Source organism: Ruegeria sp. YTSC199, from assembly GCF_059609725.1.
In genome coordinates this window covers 70,671-93,575 of sequence record NZ_JBXWMF010000001.1, presented here as the reverse complement: position 1 = coordinate 93,575, position 22,905 = coordinate 70,671, and the positions used below count along the sequence as shown (strand labels likewise).

23 protein-coding genes and 1 pseudogene are annotated in these 22,905 nt (G+C 58.1%); 9 read left to right on the top strand and 15 right to left on the bottom strand.

Going from position 1 to position 22,905, the window contains the following annotated elements; all coding sequences use genetic code 11:
• Positions 1-11: 11 nt before the first annotated feature.
• The 3 genes from AC2FEE_RS00460 to AC2FEE_RS00450 all read left to right on the top strand — a co-directional run bounded on the left by AC2FEE_RS00460 (position 12) and on the right by AC2FEE_RS00450 (position 1,565).
• Positions 12-413 (top strand): RusA family crossover junction endodeoxyribonuclease, encoded by a 402-nt coding sequence (locus AC2FEE_RS00460; RefSeq protein ID WP_496862334.1) that lies wholly within the window; start codon positions 12-14, stop codon positions 411-413.
• Positions 410-1,054 carry a hypothetical protein gene (locus tag AC2FEE_RS00455; RefSeq protein WP_496862333.1) on the top strand — a complete coding sequence of 215 codons (645 nt, stop codon included), beginning with the start codon at positions 410-412 and terminating at the stop codon, positions 1,052-1,054. The genes AC2FEE_RS00460 and AC2FEE_RS00455 overlap by 4 nt, the downstream gene beginning before the upstream one ends.
• Positions 1,055-1,283: 229 nt before the next feature.
• Positions 1,284-1,565, top strand: coding sequence for a hypothetical protein (locus tag AC2FEE_RS00450; protein WP_480681106.1), 282 nt, complete (start codon positions 1,284-1,286; stop codon positions 1,563-1,565).
• 18 nt (positions 1,566-1,583) lie between these two features.
• On the opposite strand, the gene AC2FEE_RS00445 is transcribed toward AC2FEE_RS00450, so the two are convergent.
• The 9 genes from AC2FEE_RS00445 to AC2FEE_RS00405 form a co-directional block, all read right to left on the bottom strand.
• The gene (locus AC2FEE_RS00445) at positions 1,584-2,354 is read right to left on the bottom strand and encodes an alpha/beta hydrolase (protein WP_496862332.1); all 771 of its coding nucleotides are present in this window, start codon (positions 2,352-2,354) and stop codon (positions 1,584-1,586) included.
• A 58-nt stretch (positions 2,355-2,412) separates the two neighbouring features.
• Entirely contained in the window at positions 2,413-3,558 is a 1,146-nt protein-coding gene (locus AC2FEE_RS00440; protein ID WP_496862331.1) for an iron-containing alcohol dehydrogenase, read from the bottom strand.
• On the bottom strand, positions 3,555-4,937 hold the full coding sequence (locus AC2FEE_RS00435; RefSeq protein WP_496862330.1) for an aldehyde dehydrogenase family protein: 1,383 nt from the start codon (positions 4,935-4,937) through the stop codon (positions 3,555-3,557). Before AC2FEE_RS00435 ends, AC2FEE_RS00440 begins: the two co-directional genes overlap by 4 nt.
• Before the next feature lie 87 nt (positions 4,938-5,024).
• Complete coding sequence (locus AC2FEE_RS00430; protein ID WP_496862329.1) at positions 5,025-6,386, bottom strand: glutamine synthetase family protein; 1,362 nt, start codon at positions 6,384-6,386, stop codon at positions 5,025-5,027.
• 57 nt (positions 6,387-6,443) lie between these two features.
• On the bottom strand, positions 6,444-8,129 hold the full coding sequence (locus AC2FEE_RS00425; protein WP_496862328.1) for a Na/Pi cotransporter family protein: 1,686 nt from the start codon (positions 8,127-8,129) through the stop codon (positions 6,444-6,446).
• A 146-nt stretch (positions 8,130-8,275) separates the two neighbouring features.
• A complete protein-coding gene (locus AC2FEE_RS00420) occupies positions 8,276-9,310 on the bottom strand; it encodes a TRAP transporter substrate-binding protein (RefSeq protein ID WP_480593256.1) in 1,035 nt (344 codons plus the stop codon).
• A 51-nt stretch (positions 9,311-9,361) separates the two neighbouring features.
• Positions 9,362-10,681, bottom strand: a complete 1,320-nt coding sequence (locus tag AC2FEE_RS00415) for a TRAP transporter large permease (RefSeq protein ID WP_496862327.1) — start codon at positions 10,679-10,681, stop codon at positions 9,362-9,364.
• Positions 10,678-11,250 carry a TRAP transporter small permease subunit gene (locus AC2FEE_RS00410; protein WP_496862326.1) on the bottom strand — a complete coding sequence of 191 codons (573 nt, stop codon included), beginning with the start codon at positions 11,248-11,250 and terminating at the stop codon, positions 10,678-10,680. Before AC2FEE_RS00410 ends, AC2FEE_RS00415 begins: the two co-directional genes overlap by 4 nt.
• An 8-nt stretch (positions 11,251-11,258) precedes the next feature.
• Positions 11,259-12,071 carry an N-formylglutamate amidohydrolase gene (locus AC2FEE_RS00405; protein ID WP_496862325.1) on the bottom strand — a complete coding sequence of 271 codons (813 nt, stop codon included), beginning with the start codon at positions 12,069-12,071 and terminating at the stop codon, positions 11,259-11,261.
• Between the two features lie 97 nt (positions 12,072-12,168).
• On the opposite strand from AC2FEE_RS00405, the gene AC2FEE_RS00400 reads away from it, so the two are divergent.
• Together AC2FEE_RS00400 and AC2FEE_RS00395 are read left to right on the top strand one after the other, a co-directional pair.
• Positions 12,169-13,038, top strand: coding sequence for a MurR/RpiR family transcriptional regulator (locus tag AC2FEE_RS00400; protein ID WP_496862324.1), 870 nt, complete (start codon positions 12,169-12,171; stop codon positions 13,036-13,038).
• 66 nt (positions 13,039-13,104) lie between these two features.
• A pseudogene (locus AC2FEE_RS00395) lies at positions 13,105-13,851 on the top strand (hypothetical protein); the annotation flags it as partial.
• A 7-nt stretch (positions 13,852-13,858) separates the two neighbouring features.
• On the opposite strand, the gene AC2FEE_RS00390 reads toward AC2FEE_RS00395, so the two are convergent.
• Complete coding sequence (locus AC2FEE_RS00390; RefSeq protein WP_496862323.1) at positions 13,859-14,533, bottom strand: TIGR04283 family arsenosugar biosynthesis glycosyltransferase; 675 nt, start codon at positions 14,531-14,533, stop codon at positions 13,859-13,861.
• Positions 14,534-14,606: 73 nt separating this feature from the next.
• Between AC2FEE_RS00390 and ygfZ the strand changes: the two genes are divergently transcribed.
• Together ygfZ and AC2FEE_RS00380 are read left to right on the top strand one after the other, a co-directional pair.
• Entirely contained in the window at positions 14,607-15,344 is a 738-nt protein-coding gene (gene ygfZ / locus AC2FEE_RS00385; protein WP_496862621.1) for a CAF17-like 4Fe-4S cluster assembly/insertion protein YgfZ, read from the top strand.
• A 106-nt stretch (positions 15,345-15,450) separates the two neighbouring features.
• A complete protein-coding gene (locus tag AC2FEE_RS00380; protein ID WP_496862322.1) occupies positions 15,451-16,395 on the top strand; it encodes an ABC transporter transmembrane domain-containing protein in 945 nt (314 codons plus the stop codon).
• Between the two features lie 59 nt (positions 16,396-16,454).
• Here the strand turns inward: AC2FEE_RS00380 and efp are convergent, their stop codons facing one another.
• Positions 16,455-17,018 carry an elongation factor P gene (efp, locus tag AC2FEE_RS00375; protein ID WP_496862321.1) on the bottom strand — a complete coding sequence of 188 codons (564 nt, stop codon included), beginning with the start codon at positions 17,016-17,018 and terminating at the stop codon, positions 16,455-16,457.
• A 218-nt stretch (positions 17,019-17,236) separates the two neighbouring features.
• Here efp and AC2FEE_RS00370 point away from each other — a divergent pair, with 218 nt between their 5' ends.
• A complete protein-coding gene (locus AC2FEE_RS00370) occupies positions 17,237-17,557 on the top strand; it encodes a DUF6280 family protein (protein WP_037310273.1) in 321 nt (106 codons plus the stop codon).
• Positions 17,558-17,622: 65 nt separating this feature from the next.
• Here the strand turns inward: AC2FEE_RS00370 and AC2FEE_RS00365 are convergent, their stop codons facing one another.
• Positions 17,623-18,186 carry a cobalamin biosynthesis protein CobQ gene (locus tag AC2FEE_RS00365; RefSeq protein ID WP_496862320.1) on the bottom strand — a complete coding sequence of 188 codons (564 nt, stop codon included), beginning with the start codon at positions 18,184-18,186 and terminating at the stop codon, positions 17,623-17,625.
• Positions 18,187-18,246: 60 nt separating this feature from the next.
• Between AC2FEE_RS00365 and AC2FEE_RS00360 the strand changes: the two genes are divergently transcribed.
• Positions 18,247-19,704, top strand: a complete 1,458-nt coding sequence (locus AC2FEE_RS00360; protein WP_496862319.1) for a cobyric acid synthase — start codon at positions 18,247-18,249, stop codon at positions 19,702-19,704.
• Positions 19,705-19,707: 3 nt separating this feature from the next.
• Here AC2FEE_RS00360 and AC2FEE_RS00355 read toward each other — a convergent pair whose 3' ends face one another.
• The 3 genes from AC2FEE_RS00355 to AC2FEE_RS00345 form a co-directional block, all read right to left on the bottom strand.
• The gene (locus tag AC2FEE_RS00355; protein ID WP_496862318.1) at positions 19,708-20,439 is read right to left on the bottom strand and encodes a hypothetical protein; all 732 of its coding nucleotides are present in this window, start codon (positions 20,437-20,439) and stop codon (positions 19,708-19,710) included.
• 74 nt (positions 20,440-20,513) lie between these two features.
• Entirely contained in the window at positions 20,514-21,932 is a 1,419-nt protein-coding gene (locus AC2FEE_RS00350) for a TolC family outer membrane protein (RefSeq protein WP_496862317.1), read from the bottom strand.
• A gap of 96 nt (positions 21,933-22,028) precedes the next feature.
• Positions 22,029-22,682, bottom strand: coding sequence for a protein-L-isoaspartate O-methyltransferase family protein (locus tag AC2FEE_RS00345; RefSeq protein WP_496862316.1), 654 nt, complete (start codon positions 22,680-22,682; stop codon positions 22,029-22,031).
• Between the last annotated feature and the right edge of the window lie 223 nt (positions 22,683-22,905).

The window sequence follows — 22,905 nt, the reverse complement described above, 5'->3', positions numbered from 1 at the left end:
GAAGCTAACTTTTGCCCTTTCCAATTAATTTTGCAGTTCATGGCACCCCGGTTGGCCCAAAATCAACAAAGGCCAGGAAACCTTGGGTTGAAGCAGTGCAAGCTGCGGCACATCATGTCCTGCCAGAAGACTGGAAACCAACAAAATGCGAGCTTTCCTTGACAATTTACGACTTTCCTCAGGAAGAACCACAAGGCGACGTAGACAACATAATAAAACGGATTCAAGATGCCATGAATGGCATCGTTTACGAAGATGACAAGCAAGTTAAGAGGGTCACAGCTCAAAGGTTTCTACCCAAAGACTACCAAAATTTGGAACCGCTACCAAACCTTGTGGCTGAGGCATTGGTTAACGATCCACCCTTTGTATATCTTTCAATCTCAGACAAACCGATGGAAGAAGCACAATGATCGCTTCAGAACTTGAGAAAGCCGTATTAGACCAACTGCGTCCAGAATTGGAACGAAGTGGATATGAAATATTCCTAGATGTTTCTCCTTCAATTTTGCCAAAAAACATCAAGGGATACATTCCTGATTTTGTTGCAAAAAAGGGAGATGAGTATATTGCTTTCGAAGTCAAAAGCTCTCGTCACCCTTCAATTCATAGCCAGTTGTTAAAACTAAAGCGCTTATTTGATTTAAATGACCATTGGAAACTCGAAGTAATTTACGGTGACGAACAAAAGTTATCATCCGGTCCAAAAGTGCAAAATAAGCGGGATATTCTACTTGCTGTAGAAAATGGCCAAAAGCTGGCAAAAGAAGGATTTAAACGCGAAGCGCTTCTAGGGCTATGGGCCGCTTTCGAGGCCGCTGCGCGCTACCGACACAGCAAGATATTTTCCAAACCTCAATCTCCCGGCAGAATCATTACCGTTCTCGCCGAACGAGGACCGCTTTCCATTAGTCAAGCCAACCAACTTCGAAACTTGGTGACTAAACGCAATTGGTTAATTCACGGTGGACTCGATGCCGAAGTCAGCCAAAATGACATTGCCTTGTTGGTATCGTCAATAAAAGAAACGCTGGGCCTAAACGATCCGGCGTAAGCAATAAACGGCGATTTTAGTAAACCAATTAGACTAAGTAGCTCTTACAATCATTATATACGTACTAGCTGGAATCGAATTTGCCCACAGGTTGCCCCCAAACACGCCCCTTGCCTAACCCGTTGATCTCGTTCACACTTACTCTCAAACCGTCATTCAAGAACGACATTTGAGGTTCCGGGCGTCCAAGACCCAATTTGAAAAACAGATATTCGAACGGGAGGACGACATGAAAACACTAACCCTCGGGCTGGCCTTTGCCCTGCTGGCCACGCAAGCCCCTGCGCAGCAGACGCTCAGCCTTGCATCACCGATACCTGACGGTGCCGAGTCCCGGTTCTGTTACTACAAGGGCCTGACCTATTCCGAGGACGCCTTTGTTCTGCTGGTCGGCGACAACACCGTCACCAGCACGGTCAGCACGGTGCAAGAACGCCTGCTGCGCTGTCATCGCGACAGTGACGGCACCCTGAAATGGAAACCGCAGAGCACGTTTTCGACCAACAACTGATCGCTTGGGGTGGGCGGTCTAGCCCATCTTATCCTCCAGCCAGTCCGCGATCTGCGCGGCGGGTTTTTCCCAGCCGGGTTCCATGAACAGGAAATGCGCGTGGTCTGCGACGGACATGAATGTCGCGCGATCTCCGTACAGGTCGGCCAGTGCGCGGCAGGTGTTGGGGTTCACGGCGCGGTCCTCAGTTCCTGAGACTACCAATACCGGGCAGTCGACCTTGTCGATATCCACCTTCATCGCGTGGTGGTCGTCGAACATCCAGAAGAACATCTCGAACATCACCCGCCCGCTTTCGGCGCCCAATTGGTCGAACACCGCGTGCTGCTGCGCCTCGGGCATCTTGTTGAGCGCGAAGGGGGCCATCAGGTCGAACTCGACCCGCATAGGCTGTTTCCAGAACGCCCCACCCTCCATTAACGCGCGTGGGATGGCGCGTTCGTCGTCGGTTTCGGGCAAGGTGCCCCACGGAGCGTTCGGATTGATGAGAACAATGGCGCTGGCCAGCCCACGTGAGGCCACCTGTTGCGCCACCACCCCCGCGATCGCGTGGCCCAGCAGCACCGGTTTACTTTCCAGTCCCCGTACGAACTCGGCAATGTCATTGGCGTAATCCATGACGCTGGTATCGGTCAGGCCGGGATCGGGTTCGGCCATGGGATCTCCGCCATGATAGCGCAGCGCCGGTGTGTGCACCGTCCAGCCCCGGTCGCGGAAGAAGCCCGCGTAATCTTCCATGCACCACGGGCCGGCGAAGGCTCCGTGGATCAGAACAATCTCTTTGATCATCAAAATCTCCCTCACCTCTGATCAGTATGAGAGGTGAGGGAGGCGTTCGGCAAGCCTGCTACAGCGCAGCCTTGAACAGCGTGGTCAGGTTGCCCTCGGTCAGTTCAATCGGATTGCCGCCGCAGGACGGGTCGATGATCGCACCTTTGACCAGTTCGGGAATCGACGCCTCGGTCACGCCCAGATCGGACAGTTTGCGCGGGATACCCAGCGTGTCGTTGAACTCCTGCACAAAGGCGCGGAAGCCGTCGAAGCCTCCGTTGATGTTCAGATATGCGGCCGCGGACTGAAACCGGTCGGCGATGGCAGGGGCGTTGAAATCCAGCACTGCGGGCATACAGACCGCGTTCGTTGTGCCGTGATGGGTGTTGAAAACCGCGCCAACGGGATGGCTCATGGCATGGATGGCGCCGAGACCCTTCTGGAAGGCGGTGGCCCCCATCGCTGCCGCGCTCATCATCTGGGCGCGCGCTTCGATATCGGAACCGTCTGCATAAGCGCGCGGCAGGTACTCCATGACCAGCCGCATCCCCTCGAGCGCAATACCCTGGCTCATCGGGTGGTAATGCGGGCTGGAGAACGCCTCGACACAGTGCGCGAACGCATCCAGACCAGTACCCGCGGTAATGAATTTGGGCATCCCCACCGTCAGTTCCGGATCGCAAATCACCACGGTCGGCAACACCTTGGGGTGGAATATGATCTTCTTTGCATGCGTTTCGGAATTGGTGATGACACTGGCGCGGCCAACCTCGGACCCGGTTCCAGCGGTGGTTGGCACCGCGATGATCGGCGCGATGGCATCTGCGTCGGCGCGCGTCCACCAGTCGCCGATGTCTTCAAATTCCCATATCGGGCGCGTCTGACCGGCCATGAAGGCGACCATCTTGCCCAAATCCAGACCCGAGCCGCCACCAAACGCGATCACCCCATCGTGGCCGCCTGCCTTGTAGGCCGCTACACCCGCATCAAGGTTCTTTTCATTCGGGTTCGGGTCCACATCGCTGAACAAACCGCGCCCCAGACCTGCGGCTTCCATGATATCAAGCGTTGCCGTGGTGATCGGCAGATCAGCCAAGCCTTTGTCAGTCACCAGCAGTGGGCGCTTCATCCCGGCTGCGGCGCAGGCCTCGGGCAATTCCTTGATACGGCCAGCGCCGAACTTGATCGCGGTCGGGTAGGACCAGTTTCCAACAAGGCTCATGATGTCACCTTTTTCAGATGGTAGGATTTAGGGCGGGTTAGATTGTGATAGCCGATGACCGATAGACCACCCCCACGCCCGGTATTCTTGCAGCCGGTCCAGCACAGGCCCGGGTCCAGGTAGTCGGCCCTGTTCATGAACACGGTGCCGGTTTCGATCTGGTCGCCGACCCGTGCCGCACGATCCACATCGCGGGTCCAAAGGCTGGCGGTAAGGCCAAACTCGCTGTCATTCATCAGCGCGATGGCCTCTTCATCCGAGGACACTTTCATGATGCCCACCACAGGACCAAAGCTTTCGTCCCGCATGACGCGCATGTCGTGTGTGACATTTGTCAGGATCTGCGGTGTCAGATAGGCCCCGCCATCGTCCTGCGCCATGGTGTCGATATGAGCGACAGCCCCGGCTGCGACAGCCTCGGCAATCTGTACGCGAACTTCGTCGGCGAACCGCACATTGGCCATCGGGCCAATTGTCGTTTCGGCATCCAGTGGATCACCCAGCTTATAACCTTTCAAGATCTCAACCGCCTTCGCGACGAAATCGTCATAAAGGTTTTCGTGCACATAAATCCGCTCGATTCCGCAGCAGCACTGGCCTGCGTTGAACATGGCACCGTCGATCAACGTATCCACGGCAGCGTCCAGATCGGCGTCGTCCATGACATAACCCGGGTCCTTGCCGCCCAGTTCGGTTCCGACGCCAGTAAATGTACCTGCCGCGGCGCGCTCCATCGCCTGACCGCCACCGACCGAACCGGTGAAATTAACGAAGTCGAACACATTGCCTGCGATCAGGTCATTGGTCACGTCATGGCTCAGGAACACATTCTGGAACACATCTTCGGGTACACCTGCTGAATGGAAGGCCTGCGCCATCCGCTCACCTACCAACAGGGTTTGCGTGGCGTGTTTTAAAATCACGGTGTTCCCTGCAATCAGCGCCGGGGCAACTGTGTTGATTGCAGTCATGTATGGGTAATTCCAAGGCGCCACCACGAAAACCACACCATGCGGAATACGCTTGATATAGCGTTTGAACGTCTCATCCTCACCCACTGCGATTTCAGCCAGAGACGTCTCGGCAATCCCGGCCATATGGCTGGCGCGTTCGGTGAACCCGCCAAACTCACCACCATAGCGTATCGGGCGGCCCATCATATGCGCCAGTTCCGGCACGATCTCATTATTCATGGCACCGACCGCAGCGACACCAGCCATCACAAGATCGATACGTTCTTGCAGCGGTTTAGCTGCCCAATCTGCCTGAGCCGTCCGGGCCCGACGCGCGGCCTCGAAGGCCGCGTCCCGCGACAGTGTTTCGCGCTCCGCATAAACCGACCCATCAATCGGTGAGATGCATTTCAGTGTCTGGCCCATGCCATCAACTCCACATAGAGGGCGTTTGCGCCCTGCTTCCTCTTTCATTGTTTCCCGCGAGTTAAGAAATGCCCATCACGCCGTTGGTCAAGCCCGCTCAAACCCGCGGGCGACTTCCCAGTCAGTTACCACGCGCTCGAACTCCTCGATCTCAACTTCAGCCGCCCGTGCGTAGTGATCGACCACCTCGTCCCCCAATGCCGCGCGCAGCATGACCGAGCCACGCAATGCCTCCCGCGCTTCGCGCAGATTGCCGGGGATCATGCCCGTGTCGCCCTGATAGACATCACCCGTGGTTGGTGGCTGCAAATCCAGCCCCTCTTCCATACCGGCAATCCCTGCAGCCAGCATCCCGGCCATCGCCAAATAGGGGTTCATGTCCGATCCGGGAATCCGGCACTCGACCCGCACCGATTTGGTACCGTCGCCGCACAGACGGAACCCGGCAGTGCGGTTATCCACCGACCAGATAATCCGTGTTGGTGCAAAGGTGCCCTTCATGAAGCGCTTGTAGCTGTTGATGTAGGGCGCCATGAAATAGGTATAATCGGGGGCGTATTTCAGCAGACCCGCCATGTAGCTTTTCATCAGCGCCGACATGCCCAGTTCATCCGCCGCATCATAGAAGGCAGGCTTGCCATCAGCCCAGAGCGACTGATGCACATGCGAAGAGCTGCCAACCTTGTCGTGATGCCATTTCGGCAGGAAGGTCGCGGCATGGCCGTGCTGCCAGGCGATCTCTTTCACGGCATTCTTGGCGATCGAGTGATACTCGGCCGTCTCCATCGCACCGGCGTATTTTATGTTTAGCTCTTCCTGCCCGGTTTCGGCCTCACCCTTTGAATTCTCAACCGGAATACCCGCATTCCAAAGATGATTGCGGATCGGGCGCATCACATACTCTTCCTTGGTGGTCTGGAGGATGTGATAATCTTCGTTGTAGCCCGAGATCGGCTCCAGATCGCGGAAGCCTTCCTTGCGGATCTGGTCAAAGCTTTTTTCGAACAGAAAGAACTCCAGCTCGGTGGCGCACATAGCGTCATAGCCCATGGATTTCAGGCGGCTGACTTGCTTCTTCAGGATCGAGCGCGGCGCATGGGGCACTTCCTCGTGCGTGTGGTGGTCCAGCACATCACACATCACCATTACGGTGCCTTCCAGCCAAGGCACCGGGCGCAGAGTGCTGAGGTCCGGCTTCATCACATAGTCGCCATAGCCCCGTTCCCAGCTTGTGGCTGCATAGCCATCAGGGGTTGCCATCTCAAGATCGGTGGCCAGCAGGTAGTTGCAGCAATGGGTTTCCTGCCAAGCGCCCGCCACGAAATGTCCGGCATGGAACCGTTTGCCCATCAAACGTCCCTGCATGTCGACCATGCAGACCAGCACGGTATCCACTTCGCCCGCGTCAACCTTGACTTTCAGGTCGTCCAAACGCCCTTCATTGCCCATCCCGTTCATCCTTTGTCACCCTCCGAGACCTCGGTCTCGTGCTCCCTTTCGCGGCCCTTAATCGTCGGCCGCGTCCTTTTCCATTTCCATCACCAGGCGCGTCTCCAGAACCTGCCCGCTCTTGTAGAGGATCGGATAGGCGACCGCGGCAACATGGCCGTGCAGCTCGCGCATGGCGCGCAGCGTCTCAAGATGCAGATCGCTGGACTGGAAGCTCTCGGTCTGCCCCCGTTCCAGCCGTTTCAGATGTGCCTTGCGGCTTTGGCGCGACATCCGCTTGATCTCGGCCTTGTCCAGTACCAACCGGCGGGCGCAGTCCATGTCATCGACCAGCAGCACGTGACGGGCCAGAGAGAAGCTCTCCAGAATGGCCGCGTGCAGATCCTTAAGTTCCTTCCAGCCCTGCGTCGAAAACTCGGTACGCTCGGTGTGTTTAATTTGAGCCGTGCGGGTCATGCGGTTCGAAACCACATCACCTGCCGCTTCAAGCCGGATCGCGTATTCCACCAGACCGCGCGCCGCCTTGATCTGCGCCTTGCTCATGTTCTGGCGCGGCATGCGCGCGACAAAGCGGCGGATTTCGGTGAGTTGCGCGTTCACCCTCTCATCCTGCTGCCACAGGGCCGAGATGGCGTCGCTGTCGTCCTGTTCATAGATATCCAACACTGGGCGAAACATACGTTCGACCTGCGTGACCATCTGCAACAGTTCGTGCCGGACCGAAGACATGGCGACACTCGCACGGGATGCGCTGGGATCACCCAGCGGGCTGAGCGCGTCCGTAAACTGATCCAACGCGTTTGCCTCAACCGTCGGTTCCGGCAGCAGCAAGGCCATCGGGCGCTCCATCCAGTTCACAAAACCGGTGGCCAGCACAAATACAGTCAGGTTGAACCCGATATGAGCCAGGATCAGCGACTGCCCTGCCCCGGCAACCATCAACGCCTCATGCGCGCCGCTGACATTGACCGCTATCAGCATCAGCAACGCCGCGCTGCCCCGCAGAAGCAGGTTGGCCCACGGGATGCGCCGAGCCGTGATGGTCATGTCACGCGTCAGCCAGATCGGAATAAAGGCCGAACCCAGGTTAGCGCCCAGCACCAGCGAGAGCCCGGCGGCAAAAGGGATGGCCCCGATCTGGACCAACGTCACGCACATCAGGATCGTCGCGACCGAGCTGTGCATGACAAAAGCCAGGACCGCACCCACGATGAAGGCGCTGAAATAATCGCTTTCCAGATACCCTGCGATGGCTGGCAAAAAGGCGCTTTCCCGGATCGGATCGACCGCATCGCGCAGAAACTGCAGTGAAACCAGAATGAAGGCGATGCCCAGAACGATCCGCCCGATCAGCCGCACATTGGCCCGGTCGGACTTGAGGTAGAGCCACCCGCCCAGCGCCAGCAACACCGGTTGCAGCCACCCCAGATCGTAGGACAGCACCTGAATGACAAGAGCCGCACCCAGATCGGCGCCCAGCACCCCGGCCAGCGCAAGGCCAAAGCTCACCATCCCCGCCGCGGCAAATCCGGTCAACAGAACCGTTACTGCGGCCGAGCTTTGCAGGATCGTGGCCAGGACCATACCGGCCCCGCCTGCAACAAAAGTGTTCGAGTGGCGCGTCAAGATCGACTGAAACAGCGCACCAAAACGCCGCTCGATCCCCGTGCGCACCAATCGCACGGCAAACAGCAGCAACATCGTTGCTGCGAAAATCTCGATCAAGAACCCTGCGATAGCCATCTGTTCACACTCCGCTGGCCCGGGTCGCACAGTCGGGCGCCCGGAGTTTTATTTTCTGCTTCTGAACGGATGCTAACATTTGCAGTATTGTTTCCTGTGGTCCAATTCCGGCGCGTGGTACCGCTAACGCGCCGGAATTGCGTCATTTAGCTATAGCGATAGGGCCGTCCGGCCTTGAGCATTTCGGCATTATAGCGCTTGAAGATATCCACAACCTTCGCCTTAGTTTCGGACTCGGCGGCGATTTCATCCCAGAACTTGACCGCTGCTTCCTCGACCGTTGCCCATTCCTCGTCCGGGATGGTGGTCAACTGCATTTTGGTACCGTTCACACGCAGATTGGCTTCTCCGCCCCAATACCACCACTGACGATAGTAGTGCGACTGATCACAGCATACCTTGAACAGGGTCTGCAGGTCCTCGGGCAACTCGTTCCAGCGGTCCATATTGGCAAAGAAGTGACCTGCCCAGGCACCCGAGATGTTGTTGGTCAGGAAATAATTTGTCACATCGGCCCACCCAACGGTGTAATCCTCGGTGATGCCCGACCATGCGATACCGTCCAACTCGCCCGTTTGCACCGCGACCTCGATGTCTTCCCACGGCAGGGTGACTGGCACAACGCCGAATTGCGACAGGAACCGGCCCGCCGTCGGGAAGGTAAAGACGCGCTTACCCTGCAGGTCCGCGAGGCTGTTGATCGGGTCCTTGGTGGCAAAGTGGCATGGGTCCCAAGCACCGGCGCTGATGTGTTTCACGCCGACCTTCGAGTATTCCTCGTCCCAGATCTCGTTCAGGCCCCACTGATTGAACAGGACCGGCACGTCCAGCGAATAGCGCGAGGCAAAGGGGAAGTAACCACCGAACACGGTAACTTCGGTGGGCGAGGCCATCGAGTCATCGTCCGACTGTACAGCATCAATGGTGCCTTTCTGCATGGCGCGGAAGAGCTCTCCGGTCGGGACCAGCTGGTCGGAATAGAACAGCTCGATCTGCATCCGGTCGCCAGCGATCTGGTTGAACATCTTGATCGCCGGATCGATTACGTGTTCGGCCAGCGCGGGCCCTGCATAGGTCTGCATCCGCCATGTTATCGTGCCTTGCGCCAGCGCGGGCGTGGCCAGCGGTGCGGCGGCAACGCCCACCCCGGCGGTCTTCAGAAACTTACGTCTTGTCGTCATGTCAATTTCCTCTCCGTTGAAGTTTGCGTGCCCATTCGCAGGGCATTCTTGTTAATTCCCATAGACATAACCGGGCAGCCACAACGCGATTTCCGGGAATGCCATTATAATAATCAGGGCCAGCACCATCACACCGACAAACGGAATGATCGACCGGTAGATGTCCTTCAGCCCGATCTCGGGCGGCGCCATCGCGCGCATCAGGAACAGGTTATAACCGAAAGGCGGCGTCATATAGGCGATCTGCGTGGTGATCGTATACAGCACCCCGTACCAGATCAGGTCAAAACCCAGCGCACCCACCAGCGGTACATAAAGCGGCGCCACGATCACCAGCATCGCGGTGTCATCCAGAAACGTGCCCATGACGATAAAGCTGAGCTGCATCAGGACCAGGATCATCCAGGGCGACAGGCCAAGTTGTTCGGTGAACAGGTTCTCGATGGCCTTCACCGCGCCCAGCCCGTCGAACACCGCCCCAAAGCCCAAAGCAGCGAGGATGATCCACATGAACATGCAGGAGATCGCCAGCGTCTGCTTGGTGCAATCCTCGAATATCTTCCACGTCATCCGGCGTTTGAGCACTGAGACGACCAATGCGGTCAGCGCCCCGATGGCCGAGCTTTCCACTAACGAGGTCCAACCGTTCACAAACGGCACCATCATGGCAGCAAAGATGATCAGCGGCAGCGCCCCGGCCCCCAGCAACCGGATTTTCTCGGACCACGGCACTTCATGGGCGTCTTCCATTGCAGGGCCGAGTTCCGGCTGAATACGACAGCGAATCCAGATATAAAGGATAAAGAGACCTGCCATCAGCAGACCCGGCAAGATACCTGCCAACCACAACTGCCCGACCGGCTGCCGCGCGATCATCGCATAAAGCACAAGCACCACAGACGGGGGCACGAGAATGCCGAGACTTGATCCCGCCTGAATGACCCCGGTCACCATCGTCTTGTCATAACCACGCCGCAGAAGTTCCGGCAGCGCGATGGTTGCACCGATGGCCATCCCGGCAACGCTCAGGCCGTTCATGGCAGAGACCAGCACCATCAACCCGATGGTTCCAATCGCCAAGCCACCATTCACCGGTCCCATCCACACGTGGAACATGCGATAAAGGTCATCCGCCAGACGGCTCTCGGACAGTACATAACCCATGAAGATGAACATCGGCAGCGTCAGCAGCGGGTACCACTTCATCAGCTTCATCGCAGCGGAAAAAGTGATGTCCTGCCCGCCGGTACCCCACAGCGCCAGCGCAGCTATAGTGGCAACCGCACCGATCGCGCCAAAGACGCGCTGACCGGTGAACAGCATCAGCATCATCAGCGCAAACATGAAGATGGCGATAAATTCCTGGCTCATGCCCGCGGCACCCCGATTTCCTGCCCGTTGATCCGGGCTATGTCTTTGAAGAATTCCGAAACTGCCTGCAGCAGCATCAGGAAAAACCCGAAAACCATGATCGCTTTGACCGGCCAGATATAGGGGCGCCAAGCAGTGGACGAACGTTCCAGCCGTCCGATCTCCTCGCTGCCGGTCACAAGACCTGCGAAGTACGAGACCGGCTCATCTCCCCAATAGCCAAGGCTATAAGCTGTCGAGCCCAGCCCACCGTAGAGCAGCACACCCAGATACAGGATCAGTAAAAGAACAGTGAAGGCATCGAACCAGGCTTTCTTAAGCGGGCTCCAGTTGTGATAGAACAGGTCCATCCGCACGTTCGAGCCCAGCTGAATCGAATATGGCCCGCCCACGATGTAATAGGTCACCATCGCAAACTGTGCCATTTCCAGCGTCCAACGCGATGGCAAAAAGAACGTTTTCGAGATTGAGGACCACAACAGAATCCCCATCATCACGAATAGCCCCCACATCATCACCCGGCCAATCCGGTAGTTGATTGCATCAACCACCCGTACATATGACGCCATCGCCCTGATCACACAGCACCCCCTTCGCCAAAGCCGGCAAGGGTGCGTTCGATCCACGGCACCAGATGTTCAGCCATGGCCTGCTGCTGCTGTGGCGCAGCGATCAGATCGTTTCGGATCTCGATCATGACGTTCAGCAATCCATTTGGATAAGCCTGCACATCCAGCGTGTGCGCCACCCCGTCAACGGCGGAATACGGTTCGTTCAGACGCGTCTCAAAGGATGGCTGCGCGGGAACCGCCCCCATCATCGCCAAGGCAAAGCGGTCGTCGCGGCCATGCAGGATGCCCAGCTCAACCGAACGTTGGAGGCCATGGTAGACGGGGGTGAAACTGTGCACCGTCACCATCAGCTTCAACGACGGGTGGTGTTGCGCGATTTGACCCGACACAGCCTGCGTGAAGGGAATATAGACATTCTCGACCCGTGCCTGACGTTCCTTCGGCGTCATCCGGGCATTTGCGGGAATGTCATATTGTTCACTTTTAACCGGCATGGCACCCACGGCTTCGGGCGGGCGGTTACAGTCGTAGACCAGACGGGAGACGCCGCCGCGAACCAACGGCGCGGACATCAAACCCGCCATCTGCTTCGCGACAGCCAAAGCGCCGGGGTCCCAAGCGATGTGGCTTTCCCGTGCCTCAGCCGTCAGACCCATGTCCCCCAGAAACGCTGGTATACGGTTCGAGGCGTGCTCGCACACCAGCAACACCGAAGGTGCGTCATCCGCTGCGTCTGTATGAACAACTGTTCCGAAGTCCAATGTGCTGCCCTGCGATTCCGTGAAAGTAGTTTGTGGAAAAATTTCCACACGATGCATTCACCTGTCAATATTTTTCCTGTACAAATTTGAACAGAGCAGATTGTGCTGAAAAATTCTGCACGAACCGCCATATCTGACGCAGGAGGACCCACAGGTGCGGGTAACAGACAGGCTTCTGGCCCATCGAGACAAGATGACCCCGTCTGAAAGGCAACTGATCAGCGTCCTGCTGGATGACTACCCTATGGCAGGTCTTGGCAGCATTACCGAACTGGCCAGCGCAGCCTCGGTCTCGACCACAACCGTCGCTCGGATGCTGCAAAAGACCGGATTTGGTGGCTATCCACAGTTTCAGGCAGCCCTGCGGGGTGAGGTCAAGGAGATGATCTCGGGACCCGCAGCCAAGCGCGATGTCTGGCAGAACGATCTGCCCGAGGAGCATATCCTGAACCGCTATTCTCAGCAGGCGTTGGCCAACCAGAAACGCACTATTGATGAGGTCGACCCGGCAGAGTTCGACAGCTTCTGTACTCTGCTCTGTGATCCCAAACGGCGTATTTTCATTACCGGAGGCCGCATCACCGGCGCGCTGGCCCAGTACCTCTATCTGCACATGCAGATGATCCGCCCCGATGTCCGGATGCTGCCCTTTGCGGCATCGTGGACCCATGACTTGCTGGATGTTCGCAAGGATGACGTACTGATCGCGCTGGATGTGCGGCGCTATGAGAACTCGACTATGCTGATCGGGCAACTCTGTCAGGAGCGTGAGGCCGAGATCGTTCTGTTCACCGATCAATGGCGTTCCCCCATTCACAGACTGGCCAAGCATACCTTTGCCGCACGCATCGCAGTTCCCTCGGCGTGGGATTCGATGGCGGCGCTCATGGTCCTGATGGAATGCGTGATCGCCGAGGTACAGGAACGCCTGTGGAATTCGGTTAAGGACCGCACCGCCGAGCTTGAACAAGCCTTTGACCGCACCAAGCTGTTCCGGAAATTCGGTCAAAGCTCAGGCTCTTAAGCAGAAACGGAACAACTGCGCGTGAGGAGTGTTGCCAGCACGCTGGCAGGTGGTCACTTTGGGGTCATGACTTTTGTAACCGAAAACCAGTTGCCGCTGCTGATCCTGTTCTTTCTGGTCGGATCGATTGGCACCGCATGTCTGTTTCGCAAACCGGCAGGGCACCGGGCGTGGAAACTGGCGGATCTGGTCTGGGTCGTTCTGGGTGGTATCGGGGCGCTGGTGGCGGTTCTGGCCGGGCTTTATACCTCGGACAGCTCGCGATTGGACCGGCAGATCGACGTGGCCTATGCGGCCACGCTGGCTTTTGACCGCGACGCTGCGCGTTTCAGGTTGCGGTTCTGCGACCCGGCCTATGATCCGGACACCGCCGTACTGTGTGACAGGGTCGAGTTCCTGTCCGCCTCAACCGCCAGCAATGCCGACCTGCCCCTGTTCATCGCCGTGACCAATGAAGTCGCCCCGTTGCAAGGGCTGCATTTCCTGTTCGGGCGACAGGAAAAGGACGAGATGGACCAGATGGCAGCCAAGGCAGACGCGTTCAATATCGACCAGTTTTTGGTCTTCAGCACGCTGGACGACAAAACTCAGACCGCCATCGACAATATGCGCCGCAAGGTGCCCGCGATTGCCGGGGACTACCTGATCCTGGCCCAAAGTTATGATGATCTGGTCGAACAGGTCGGCAAGCTAAAGGACGAATGGGAGTACCTGCAGGCCAACGCGCATATTCTGGTGTTGCAGATCATCGCGCTATGTCTGGTCAGCTTTGCCGCACCCTTCCGCTTGGGCAAATCTATTGTCGAGCTTCGCACGACCCTTACCGCCGATACGCCTGAGCCAGTTGCTCCGGATCGGCCCCAAGAAAATACCGGGTCAGAGTCCACAGATTCCGCGCCCCCCGACGCAGCCACCCCACCTGTGCATAGCGGTCCGCACTCGTAACCGCGCGTGTCGTCAACAAAGTAATGCGGGGCGCGGCGCGCACCAATGCCACGTCCTCCATTAGCGGCTGATCGGGGTAGCCTCCGGCCTTCTCGTACATACGACGCGGCAGCAGAAGCCCCTGATCGCCATACGGCAGACCAAACACCTGGCTGCGCAGATTGGCCCAACCCGCGACCCATGCGGGCCAAAACCCTTTTGCTCCGAAGGCCAAACGAAAAGCCGCCGGTTTACCGCTGGCAAGGTGTTCGCCCACCTCTGTACTCCACCCCTCCTGCAGCACTGTGTCGGCGTGCAGAACCAACAGCCAATCCCCCTTGGCCGCCGCGCAGCCTCGCCGCAATTGCCCGCCGCGTGACGGAGCACCGGTGACAATTTCGGCCCCGGCCTCATCAGCGATTTCAATGGTCGGGTCGGTCGATCCACCATCGGTGACGATCAACTCGCGGATCAGACCGGTGTGCAGGCCCTCCATCAGCGCCGGTAAGGCGTCCGACAGTGCCTCACCCGCGTTCAGGGTCGGGATGACGATGCTGATCGGTGCTGGCAAGGCGGATATCCTCTGGTCATGGCGGCGGGAACTCCTATATCACGGGGCCGAGGGAAATGACGAGGACCACCTGATGCCCAATCGCCGTATTCTGCGCCTTAGCGGTTCGGACACCGACAGCTTCCTGCAAGGGTTGGTAACCAATGACATTGCCGGACTGGACGCTGGGCTGGTCTATGCGGCGTTGCTGACCCCTCAGGGCAAGTATCTGGCCGATTTCTTTCTGAAACGCGACGGAGATGGGGTGTTGTTGGACGTCTCTGAAGGCATCGCCGATGGCTTTGTCAAACGCCTGAGCATGTACAAGCTGCGCGCCGATGTTGCGATTGAGAGCAGCGGCCTGAAGCTGCAGCGCGGAACCGGTCCCGCGCCTGAAAGTGCCCTGCCCGACCCGCGCAACCCGGATATGGGTTGGCGGGCCTACACGGCAGACGCAGAAAGCGATGACGACACCGATTGGGATGCAATCCGCGTGCGGCACTGCATTCCGGAAACGGGCATTGAACTGACCCCCGACAGCTATATCCTCGAGTCCGGGTTCGATGCCCTTAACGGAGTGGATTTCAAAAAGGGCTGCTATGTCGGGCAGGAAGTTACTGCCCGGATGAAGCACAAGACCGAACTGCGCAAAGGGCTGCGTCGTGTCCGGGTTGAGGGCTCGGCCCCTGTTGGGACGGATATCACGTCCGGCGGCAAACCGGCGGGCACATTGTTCACCCAATCGAATGGTCATGGGATCGCATATCTGCGCTTTGATCGCGCGACCGGAGACATGCAGGCCGACGGGGCCACGGTCACTTTGACGACGTAACATGTTGCCAAACCGGCACGGCTGAACTGCCAAGCGGCTCGGCACAGTTTGAACAAGGCCATTGGCGCTGCCACACTGGTGCGAGTTCAAAGATCCGGATGCGCATATGTTCAAGTTGTACCGAGCGATCTGGCGCGCCAGCGCCGGGCGGCAGATTATCCTTATTATCCTGTCCGTCGCCATCGCGGGTCTGGCGGCGGTCCCGCTGGAATTTCAGCGTGACATTATCAACCACCTTACGACAGACGATATCGCTACCGAACGGTTGATCTATCTGGGCACCGGCATGATGTCGGTCATCCTGCTGAGCCTCGCCCTGAAATGGTTGCTGGGCTATCGCGCCGGTACGCTCGGCGAGGATATGATCCGCATGATCCGCCAGCGGCTCCTGGTGCGAGCCTCGGACTTGGGCGAAAGCGGCGAGACAGTGCGCAAGGGCACGATGACCACTGCCATCTCGGCCGAGGCCGAAGAACTGGGCAAGTTCGCCGGAGGCGCGTTCTCGGACCCGGTAGTGCAGATCGGCACGCTGATCAGCGTGATCGGCTATATCTCATCAACCCAGCCCGGACTGGGCATGATCGCCTTTTCCATGATCGTGCCGCAGATCGTCATCGTGCTGATCTCACAACGTAAGGTGAACATCTTCGTGGCCGAGCGTGTCCGCATTCTGCGCAAAGCCACCGACAAGCTGACGATCGAAGATATCAACGATGTTGCGCGCGATATCGATGCCCAGTTCGACGACATATTTGAAACCCGCCGCCGCATGTTCCTGTGGAAACTGTCGGCCAAATTCCTGCTGAGTGTCATCAACGGTGCGGGCACGGTCGGTGTCCTGATACTGGGTGGCTATTTAGTTCTGCAGGGGCGAACGGATGTCGGTACTGTGGTTGCGGCCACCAGCGGCCTCAGCCGCATTCAGGGGCCCACCGCCTTTTTGATCGCCTTCTACCGGCAGGTCAGCGCCAACCGCATAAAATATGAGTTGATGTTAGAACTCTTCGGACCCCACCCGGAGCGCTATCGCCGCCCCAGGAGACTGCATTAAAAAAAAGACCACGCGGCCGGCGCCTGCGCGGTCTCTTCCTGTTTCGAACAGACGCGGAGTTACGCGCGCTCCGAATATTCCATGGTCTCGGTATTTACTATGATCATCTCGTCCTGACCGATGAACGGCGGCACCATTACTTTGACGCCGTTGTCCAGAACGGCCGGTTTGAACGAGTTCGCAGCGGTCTGGCCTTTGACGACCGGCTCGGTCTCGACGATTTTGCAGGTCACTTTTTGCGGCAACGTGGCGTTCAGCGCCTCACTTTCATAAAACTCGACCACAATAGTCATGCCGTCCTGCAGAAACGGGCGGCGTTCGCCCAGCAGTTCGGCGGGCAGTTCGATCTGTTCATAGGTCTCGGAATCCATGAACACCAGCATGCCGTCAGATTCGTACAGGAACTGCTGATCCTTCTGCTCAAGGCGCACTCGTTCGACCTTGTCCGCCGAGCGGAAGCGTTCGTTCAGCTTCGAGCCGTTGCGCAGGTTACGCAGTTCGACCTGCGCAAAAGCGCCGCCTTTGCCGGGCTTTACATGGTCAACTTTAACTGCGGCCCACAGCCCGTCGTTATGCTCAAGCACATTGCCGGGGCGAATTTCGTTCCCATTTATCTTGGGCATTACATAATTCCTTCACAAACGGTTGATGCGTCAGTTCCCGTCCCTATATCTGGCAGGACACCACCTGACAAGACAACGAGACCTAGTGCTGCACTTGCAGCGAGCCATGCACATGACGCAACGCAACTATGCATTTTAGCTGTATCCGAATCACGCCGAATAGGTCATAAGAACCGTCACGCCGAAAATGCAAGAGCAAGAACAACAAGGAAAACGAGATGAGAGATTTCGTTGACGGCACTGCCTTTAACAATGAGCAAGGCAATCGTGCACGCAAACTTTTCGCGGCCGTTGTGTTGGCTGCACTTGATGACGCTATCGCCGATGACAAGAAATACGGCAATGGCCCGGAACAAATCGCCCGCTGGGCGCGCTCGCGCGATGGTCGCGAAGTGCTGTCCTGCGCGGGTATTGACCCGAACGAACGGGTTGTCAGCGGACTGATGGAGTTCGTTGGTCGTGGCGTGCGCACCTCGGTCGCACTGTCGCGTGAAGAAAGCGAGCGCCGTAACGCCGCTCAGCAGGCAGAAGCCGCATAAATCAGGCGACTTCTGAGGGAAAAAACGCGCTTCCGGACTTCCGGGGCGCGTTTTTCTTTTCCCAGTCAAAAGAACAGCAGCCACTGGCGGGCCACCCAGATTTCGACCGCCAACAGGGCGGCAAAAAACAGGTTCGCGGACAGGGACAGCCCCCTGTTCCACAGCACAGCATAGGCCCCTGCGCAAACCATCACCGAGACCGGTGCAACCCAAAGGGCATGGTGGGTGCTGTCCCAATAGCTGACCGGGCTGTTAAAGACCCAATCGCTCAGCGGCCAGAACTGAGGCCGCCCGTCACCTGCGTGCAGCAGGAAATCCATCGCCAGGTGCAAAAGACCAGCAGACGCGTCCACAGTCAAAACCCACCAACCGCGCCAAAGACCAAGCACCAGCCCCCATAGGAAAAACGAGTTGTCGACGGCAAATACCGTCTGCCAGGCAGGTGAAAAGTAAAGCTGATCGAACACCACCTGCTCGGGAATACCCAGAACGAACAATGACACGCTCGCCATTACATAGAGCGACAGATCAGGCAGTAAGGACCCCAACACCGCAGCCCAAAGGATGCGTCCCCGCGCAGGTCGCGCGAACGCGGCGGCACCGATCAAAAGATGCGCGGGCGTGTTCATCCGGGCTTTCCCTTTGGGCTCAAATCAGGTCATCTGCGCGCCAACGTATAGGAGACAGCTATGGTTCGCGCCATCATGATTCAGGGTACCGGCAGCAATGTCGGAAAATCGGTTTTGGTTGCCGGGCTGGCGCGCGCCTATACGCGGCGGGGGCTGAAAGTAGCTCCATTCAAGCCGCAGAACATGTCAAATAATGCCGCTGTGACGGAAAACGGGGGCGAGATTGGCCGTGCGCAGGCCCTGCAGGCACGCGCCGCGATGCGACCGACCCACACTGACATGAACCCAATCCTGCTAAAGCCGGAAACCGATACTGGTGCCCAGATCATCGTTCAGGGCCAGCGCTCCGGCACAATGAAAGCGGGGGACTATCGCAAGGACAAGTCCAAACTGCTAGGTGCCGCGCTGGAGAGCTTTGACCGGCTGTGCGACGACGCCGATCTGGTGCTGATCGAGGGCGCGGGCAGCCCGGCCGAGACCAACTTGCGCAAGGGCGACATCGCCAACATGGGCTTTGCCTGTGCCGCAGAGGTGCCGGTTGTTCTGGTGGGAGATATCCACCGCGGCGGTGTGATCGCTCAGATCGTGGGCACGCAAGCGGTTCTGGACACAGGCGATCTGGAAATGATCCGCGGCTTTGCCGTCAACCGGTTCAAGGGCGATGTCTCGTTGTTCGACGAAGGGCGCGATGACATTGCCACGCGCACAGGCTGGCCGTGTCTGGGCGTTGTGCCCTGGTTTCATGACGCCTGGAAACTGCCCGCCGAGGACATGATGGACATCCGGTCCCACAGCGGCGGCGCCTGCAAGGTCGTGGTTCCGCAAATGGAGAGGATGGCCAATTTCGACGATCTCGATCCGCTGTCAGCCGAACCTGGCGTCACGGTCGAAATCATCCCGGCCGGACGCCCCTTGCCCGGCGATGCCGATCTTGTGCTGCTGCCGGGCAGCAAGTCCACCATAGGCGATCTAACCTATTTCCGGACGCAAGGCTGGGATATCGACCTCTATGCCCATGTCCGCCGGGGCGGCCAGGTGTTGGGCCTGTGTGGCGGCTATCAGATGCTGGGCAAGACCATCGCCGATCCCGATGGCGTGGACGGCCGCCCGGGCACTGTCGAGGGGCTGGGGCTGTTGGATGTGGCAACCACCATGGCAGGTGAAAAACAGGTCACCCTGCGCACCGCGCGTACCGTTCCAGAGAACGAACCGGTCACCGGCTACGAGATTCACATGGGACGGACCGAAGGACCCGATTGCGACCGCGCCTGGCTTGAGATCGATAGCCGGCCAGAGGGCGCCGTCGACAAGACCGGCCGCATTCGGGGCAGCTATCTGCACGGTATTTTCTCGTCCGACCCGTTTCGCGCCCGTTTTCTTCAACAGTTGGGCGCGACCTCGGACTTGTTATATGAGGATGGGGTCGAGGATACGCTGAATGCGCTGGCGGACCATCTGGAGCGTCACATGGATCTGGACCGTCTGCTGGACATGGCCCAGGCTCCCAAAAGGCCCTGAAGCCTAGTCCAGTTCCCGCTCGGCCAGCGCCCGGTAAATCTCGCGCCGCACCATCTTGCGGACATTTCGGGTGATGCGCTGACCCAGAACGCCTTGCAGCTCTTCCCGAACAACCTGAGCAATCAGCGCCCGAAGCGCATCTGCGTCCATCGTCAATGAGTCCGGCTGCACCTCGGGTGCTTGCGGCTTGGCAGAGGCTGCAGTTTTCGGATCTCGGATAAAGGTTGCCGTCGGCGCGACCTCCTCAGCTTTGGCACCGCCATTCCCAGCCTCATTGGTCTCAGCCCGGGCGCTCCAGGCAAGCGGCTTGTTTGGTGTGCCGGAATAGGCGTCGTCGCTTTCGCCGTCCGGCTCCCACTGATCCTCGGTCCGGGCAATCGCGGCTTCCAGCGCTTCGATCTTCGCACTCAGACTGCCGGCAAGGCCATCCTCGACCTCGGTGTTTGCTTGCTGTTCGACGGCAGGTTCGGCGTGTTTGACAATATCGCACGCCCGCAGAAGCATCGGCTTAACGGAATCTTCCGCCTTGTAGGCCGATTCCTTTTGTTCGGGTTGTGGCTGCTCAATCGTCATCGGTTCATTGACCCGCAACGCGTCGGTCAAAACCAGTCTTCCAGGTTTTCTGGAAAGGGACGACGCCAGTACTCCCGGCGTTTTTCGGTCTTCTTCGGTGACCAGACGCTTAATCGAGGACAGGACGTCCTCGATTCCCGCTTTTACGACTTTATCCGTCATTGTTCTCTACCGCTCTATCCTCAGGATCGAGTGTAGCTAAACAAACCGGACCTCACAACAGGTAGTATTGGCCCTTAGTCGCGACGCAACGCTTTGAGGACCCGATCCAGATCCCTGCTCTGCCGGCTGACCTGCGCCGGAGCCTTCTTCACCAGGTTGTAATAGAGTGTCGGATCATAAATTTGCACAGCCAGACCCAGACGTTCCGCCGTCAGTAGACCCTGCGCCTGCAGCAACTGGTACGCCGCACGGGACCGTTCGGTGCGCGATGCGACCTCGGCCAATTGTGCATCCAGCAGATCCTGCTGAGCGTTCAGCACGTCAAGAGTTGTCCGCGCACCCAATGTCGCCTCTTCCCGGATACCGTCAAACGCAACCTGCGAGGCGCGGACCCGTTCGGTCGATGCTCTCAGGCTGGCAGTCGCGGCCTGAAAAGCAGCATAGGCGTCAGCAACCCCTTGAGTGATGTCCTTTTGCACGTTCAGAAGGTTGGCGCGCGAAGCGTCCCGTGTCGCCATTGCCCGGCGGACCGTGGCAGCCAGTCGGCCACCAGCATAGATCGGCTGTTCGAGGCGCAGCGCGATAGTTGCATCTTCGAGGCTGTCATCGTTGTCATAGCTTTCGCGAATACCCGCATCGGCGTTCAGCCTGACATTCGGACCAAGATTGGCACGCTGCTGCTGCACGACCAGGTCAAGAGCACGCACCTGGTGCTGAGCTGCCTGAATGGCCGGATGATTACGCTGCGCTAGGCTGACAGCTTCACCCTCGGATCGCGGCAGATTAGGCAAGCTCGGCTGACCGGCTGTGCGCCCGGGAGCTTTACCTACCGCGTTGACATATTCCGCCTGCGCAATGCTCAGGTTACCACGCGCGACCGCAAGGTCCGCTTGCGAGCTGGCCAGCTGCGCCTGGGACAGCGCGACGTCCGTACGGGTCACCTCACCCACATCAAAGCGGTCCTGCGAGGCCCGCAATTCCTCGGCCGACACATCGACGTTGTTCAGACGGATTTGCACGGTTTCTTCCTGCAGCAACACGCCCAAATAGGCGTTCACACCGCGGAACAGGACCTGCTGTTCGACGTCCAACAGAGTCTGACGTGTTGCCAAAACCGTTTCCTGCGCCGATTGCTTACCCAAGATTGAGAAGCCGCCATCATAGATCAATTGGCTCAGCGTGAGTCCGGTAAAAAAGTTAGCCGGTTCATTCCTGACCACGCCCAGATCTGTAGAATTGCGCGTATAGTCCTGACTGACTTCCACTGCCCAGTTGATGATCGGGCGCAGCGCCGACAGTGCGATAGCGACATCTTCATCGGCCGCACGCAACAACGCGCGGTTCTGCTCCAGCAAACCGCTGGTGTTATAAGCCCCGATAAAGGCGTCGGTCAAATTATCCGCCCAAACCGCACGTCCTGGAATGACACTCAGCGCTATACCCGCCGTTAATGCCAAAGCCTTCACAAACTTCGTCCCCGTCCTTGCACGCATAACGAAATCCTTCTCAAATCAAAATTACGCTGCCCTGAGCGTAGTTTGCGCGTTTGTTTTCAACTAATCAAGGCAACAGAAAAATATGGGAAGGAATTATAGCGAAAATGCACACTCCGCGCAAAAGGCCTGTAAAACTGGGGCGTTGGCATTGAAGGCATGACGCCAGGTCACTCGCCCACCGGATTTGTGCCCGATCCGAACGGTGCCAAGCTCTCCGTCCACGAACAGGCAAGCAATACGCCCGTGATCCTTGAGTTGTGCGATCAGCGTTTCGGGCACCTGCTCGACGCCACCCTGGATCATAATCACGTCATACGGGCCATGCTCGGTCGCGCCCTGCTCCAGCGGGCCGACATGTACGATCGCGTTGTCGGCCTCCGCCTCCATCAGGATCGTCTGCGTCTCTGCGGCGAGGGCTTCGTCCTCTTCCACGGCCACGACCAGTTGCGACATGCGCGAAGCGACGGCGGTGGAATATCCCATTGCGGGGGCGATATCCAAAACGACCTCGTCATTCGCAATGTTCAGCACGTCCAGCATCTTGGCCAGCGTCCGCGGCTCCAGCAGGCAACGCCCGTTCCCCAGATCGATCACACCTTCGGCATAGGCGGCCTCGCGCTGGGCATCCGGTACAAAGTTCTCTCTCTGGACGGTCAACATGGCGTCAATGATAGGGAATTTCGTGACATCAGAGGGTCGGACTTGTGTATCAACCATCGTACGGCGCCGAGTTGCGAAATCTGTCATTGGATCGCTCATGTTAGTCCCAGGTATTCCCGGCTTGTGCCATATCCAGACGAAACCGGCAACGGCTGTCGCGTTGAAAGTTTGGCCGGATCACAGGAACTTGGTGTCGCACTGCGCCAAGTCGCGGCACATGGGAACGGATTTTTACAATCAACCCACTGGACGCCCCTGACGAAAGGTGTTAAAACGCCTGCCACACCACAGCAAGTATTTGATTTTGCTT

Excerpts from the sequence above, each read along its gene's own strand:
- AC2FEE_RS00360 (WP_496862319.1), top strand. The coding sequence starts at position 18,247 with ATGGTTCGCGCCATCATGATTCAGGGTACCGGCAGCAATGTCGGAAAA.
- AC2FEE_RS00350 (WP_496862317.1), bottom strand. The coding sequence starts at position 21,932 with ATGCGTGCAAGGACGGGGACGAAGTTTGTGAAGGCTTTGGCATTAACG.
- AC2FEE_RS00415 (WP_496862327.1), bottom strand. The coding sequence starts at position 10,681 with ATGAGCCAGGAATTTATCGCCATCTTCATGTTTGCGCTGATGATGCTG.
- AC2FEE_RS00420 (WP_480593256.1), bottom strand. The coding sequence starts at position 9,310 with ATGACGACAAGACGTAAGTTTCTGAAGACCGCCGGGGTGGGCGTTGCC.
- ygfZ (WP_496862621.1), top strand. The coding sequence starts at position 14,607 with ATGCCCAATCGCCGTATTCTGCGCCTTAGCGGTTCGGACACCGACAGC.
- AC2FEE_RS00355 (WP_496862318.1), bottom strand. The coding sequence starts at position 20,439 with ATGACGGATAAAGTCGTAAAAGCGGGAATCGAGGACGTCCTGTCCTCG.
- AC2FEE_RS00380 (WP_496862322.1), top strand. The coding sequence starts at position 15,451 with ATGTTCAAGTTGTACCGAGCGATCTGGCGCGCCAGCGCCGGGCGGCAG.
- AC2FEE_RS00370 (WP_037310273.1), top strand. The coding sequence starts at position 17,237 with ATGAGAGATTTCGTTGACGGCACTGCCTTTAACAATGAGCAAGGCAAT.
- AC2FEE_RS00365 (WP_496862320.1), bottom strand. The coding sequence starts at position 18,186 with ATGAACACGCCCGCGCATCTTTTGATCGGTGCCGCCGCGTTCGCGCGA.
- AC2FEE_RS00435 (WP_496862330.1), bottom strand. The coding sequence starts at position 4,937 with ATGGGCCAGACACTGAAATGCATCTCACCGATTGATGGGTCGGTTTAT.
- AC2FEE_RS00445 (WP_496862332.1), bottom strand. The coding sequence starts at position 2,354 with ATGATCAAAGAGATTGTTCTGATCCACGGAGCCTTCGCCGGCCCGTGG.
- AC2FEE_RS00430 (WP_496862329.1), bottom strand. The coding sequence starts at position 6,386 with ATGGGCAATGAAGGGCGTTTGGACGACCTGAAAGTCAAGGTTGACGCG.
- AC2FEE_RS00405 (WP_496862325.1), bottom strand. The coding sequence starts at position 12,071 with ATGCATCGTGTGGAAATTTTTCCACAAACTACTTTCACGGAATCGCAG.
- AC2FEE_RS00410 (WP_496862326.1), bottom strand. The coding sequence starts at position 11,250 with ATGGCGTCATATGTACGGGTGGTTGATGCAATCAACTACCGGATTGGC.
- AC2FEE_RS00455 (WP_496862333.1), top strand. The coding sequence starts at position 410 with ATGATCGCTTCAGAACTTGAGAAAGCCGTATTAGACCAACTGCGTCCA.
- AC2FEE_RS00440 (WP_496862331.1), bottom strand. The coding sequence starts at position 3,558 with ATGAGCCTTGTTGGAAACTGGTCCTACCCGACCGCGATCAAGTTCGGC.
- AC2FEE_RS00450 (WP_480681106.1), top strand. The coding sequence starts at position 1,284 with ATGAAAACACTAACCCTCGGGCTGGCCTTTGCCCTGCTGGCCACGCAA.
- efp (WP_496862321.1), bottom strand. The coding sequence starts at position 17,018 with ATGCCCAAGATAAATGGGAACGAAATTCGCCCCGGCAATGTGCTTGAG.
- AC2FEE_RS00425 (WP_496862328.1), bottom strand. The coding sequence starts at position 8,129 with ATGGCTATCGCAGGGTTCTTGATCGAGATTTTCGCAGCAACGATGTTG.
- AC2FEE_RS00345 (WP_496862316.1), bottom strand. The coding sequence starts at position 22,682 with ATGACAGATTTCGCAACTCGGCGCCGTACGATGGTTGATACACAAGTC.